Annotated in this window: 3 protein-coding genes, 3 tRNA genes and 1 pseudogene; 3 read left to right on the top strand and 4 right to left on the bottom strand. The window is 71.5% G+C overall.

Features of this window, described 5'->3' with window-relative positions; genetic code table 11:
* The 3 genes from VF468_06530 to VF468_06520 all read right to left on the bottom strand — a co-directional run.
* Window positions 1-181 (bottom strand): AAA family ATPase (locus tag VF468_06530; GenBank protein ID HEX5877961.1); only part of this gene is annotated, 181 nt, incomplete at its 3' end.
* A gap of 550 nt (window positions 182-731) precedes the next feature.
* Window positions 732-804: transfer RNA gene (locus VF468_06525), tRNA-Arg, on the bottom strand.
* A 1-nt stretch (window position 805) separates the two neighbouring features.
* Window positions 806-899 (bottom strand) — tRNA-Ser (locus VF468_06520).
* An 85-nt stretch (window positions 900-984) separates the two neighbouring features.
* Here VF468_06520 and VF468_06515 point away from each other — a divergent pair.
* The 3 genes from VF468_06515 (at window position 985) to VF468_06505 (ending at window position 2,088) form a co-directional block, all read left to right on the top strand.
* Window positions 985-1,299, top strand: coding sequence for a hypothetical protein (locus tag VF468_06515; GenBank protein ID HEX5877960.1), 315 nt, complete (start codon window positions 985-987; stop codon window positions 1,297-1,299).
* A gap of 49 nt (window positions 1,300-1,348) precedes the next feature.
* Window positions 1,349-1,966: a hemerythrin domain-containing protein gene (locus VF468_06510; GenBank protein ID HEX5877959.1), complete on the top strand. Its 618-nt coding sequence runs from the start codon at window positions 1,349-1,351 to the stop codon at window positions 1,964-1,966.
* A gap of 35 nt (window positions 1,967-2,001) precedes the next feature.
* Window positions 2,002-2,088: transfer RNA gene (locus tag VF468_06505), tRNA-Ser, on the top strand.
* 2 nt (window positions 2,089-2,090) lie between these two features.
* On the opposite strand, the pseudogene VF468_06500 reads toward VF468_06505, so the two are convergent.
* Window positions 2,091-2,321, bottom strand: a pseudogene (locus VF468_06500) (hypothetical protein).
* Window positions 2,322-2,425 lie beyond the last annotated feature (104 nt).

Genomic DNA, 2,425 nt, shown 5'->3' with positions numbered 1-2,425 from the left:
CGACCAGCAGGCGCGCCTCGGCTGGCAGCAGCCCCCGGACCGCCCGGACCAGGCTCGACTTGCCGATGCCGGCCTCGCCGGAGACGAGCACCAGCCCACCCTCGCCGGCCGCCGCCTCGCGTGCGGCCTGGGCGAGCTCGGCGAGCTCGCGGTCGCGTTCGAGAAGCACCGGCCCTGCCACATCGCGAGTATTGCAGGCGACGAGACGCGCGACCATGGCCGACCTACTCGGCTCCAAATGAATCTGGCCTGCTCACGTTGGATCCTCTGGATGATCAGCTGGATGATCAAAGTGGTGGTAGCGAAGCGGGGCGGGGAATGTGCGTCAGCTCCCCGTGCCCAGCGGGACCTGAACCGACTCGGGCTCGGGGCGGCCACCGCTGTAGTCAGCTCCTCCGCGAACCAACTCCAGTAGTCGTCGAGGCTCCGGACCCACCTAGGGAGTACGTCGGCGCGAGGCAGGCTTGCGCTGGGAACTGGTCGACGCAGCCATAGGCGCTGTAAAGCGCCGACCAGTCCAGGAACTCTTGAGTCTCGACAAGATGGACGAAGCATCGGCCAGCCGGTCGGAGGAACGCCGAATCTGGCCTCGTACTCGGCGAGTTGCGACCTGGGTCTCCCGCGGACCTGATCATCCACTAGACCAGACTGGATCCGACCAGATCCGTCTGGACCGGACGCAGATCTGCACCAGAATGCGCAAACGTAGCTTCTGACCTGGGCTGATGGTGCGCGCCGCGAGGGATTCGAACCCCCAACCGCCAGATCCGTAGTCTGGTGCTCTATCCGTTGAGCTAGCGGCGCTTGGCGGAGGCAGTGCGATTCGAACGCACGATGGGGGATGAACCCCAAACCCGCTTAGCAGGCGGGCGCCATAGACCAGACTAGGCGATGCCTCCTGATTTCCCAAGCTGGCTGCCTGGGCGGGGAACATTGTAGGCAACCCTGGGCGGCGGCCCAAGCGGCGGGTGGGATGATCCGGGGATGGACGAGGGGTCGGGGAGCATGCCGCCGGGGACGCCGAGACGGCGGCTGGGGAACTTCCGGAGCCCGGCGCTGGCTTCCAGGGTGCGGGAGGTGCTGGCCGAGGCCGGCATCCCCTCCAGCGGCGAGCCCGACCCGGGGCGGCCGGAGTGGTGGGGGCGGTTGCTGGACCGGATGGCGCACCTGGCCGGGGTGAGCGGGAACCGGGTTTGGGTGCCGCGTGACCGGACCCGGGAGGCGGCCAGGGTGCTGGCGGCCGCCCGCCGCCGTGGCGACCCTCCGCCAGGGCCGAAAGGGCGGGAGGAGGAAGGCTAGCCCCGGCCGAGCCGGTTTGACGGACCCGGCAGCGGTGCAACCTTCCTGTATGGACGCGCTGACCCTGGTCAGGGACGAGCACCGGAGGCTCGAGGGGCTGCTGGAGCGGTGCGAGCGGCTCGGGCAGGACGCCGGCGACGAGCGCGCCGCCCTCCTCGGCCAGCTCCGGGCCGCGCTCCGCCACCACGTCGACCAGGAGGAGCCGATCCTCTACGCGATCTACCGGGAGCGGGCGCGCCGGGCCGGGGTCGACCTGGCCCCGTTGGAGCGGGCGCTCGAGCAGCACCGGCTGATCGAGCGGCTGGGCCGGGAGCTGGCCGACACCGGGCCCAGGGACGACACCGGCGAGGCCAAGCTGACCGTGCTCACCGAGCGGGTCCGGACCCACCTGGACGACGAGGACGCGGCCGTCCTGACCGCCATCGAGGACCTGATCGACGACGACACCCTGATCGAGCTGGGCCGCCGCATGGAGCAGCGCGACCGGGTGCTCGAGGCCCGGCGCGAGCTGACCACCGTGGTCCCGGGCGGCCGCAGGGGCCGCTGGGTCGCCGCCGCCCTTGGCGGCCTGGTCGCGGCGGGAACCGCCCTCCTGGCCGTCCTGGCCCGCCGCCGCAAGCCCCCGCCGCCCCCGCCAACCGGCTGGCGGCGCCTCCACCGCCGCTGACGGCCCCGCCTCCGCGGCCCGCTACACTCCGGCTCGGAGGAGTGGCCGAGCGGCCGAAGGCAGCGACCTTGAAAGTCGCCGGACCCGAGAGGGCCCCGTGGGTTCGAATCCCACCTCCTCCGCCTCAGCCGCCAGCGCGTTCACCGAGCGCGACCACCTCTGGTCCGCGCTGGGTCCGCTCCCGGTTCGCCAGCGCGGCCGTCCGGGCCTGCTCCAAGCGGTCGCCCAGGGCCTCCATCTCGGAGGGGAACCGGTGCCCGTAGGTGTCCAGGGTGATGCTGGCCGTGGCGTGACCAAGCTGAGCCTGGACCGCCTTGACGCTCGCGCCCTGGGCGATCAGCGACGAAGCACAGGTATGCCGGAGTCGGCGTCATCTTGCATCGGCGTCTCCACAGCCGTGGGTCGCCGGCTCGTGCGCTGCCTCACCCCAGCATGACGACCCGGCTTCCCCCTTGACAA

It is taken from the genome of Actinomycetota bacterium (assembly GCA_036280995.1).
GTDB lineage: Bacteria > Actinomycetota > CALGFH01 > CALGFH01 > CALGFH01 > CALGFH01.
This window is presented reverse-complemented; position numbering and strand designations above follow the sequence as displayed.

Coding starts and splice junctions, on each gene's coding strand:
- VF468_06515 (HEX5877960.1), top strand. CDS start 985: ATGGACGAGGGGTCGGGGAGCATGCCGCCGGGGACGCCGAGACGGCGG.
- VF468_06510 (HEX5877959.1), top strand. CDS start 1,349: ATGGACGCGCTGACCCTGGTCAGGGACGAGCACCGGAGGCTCGAGGGG.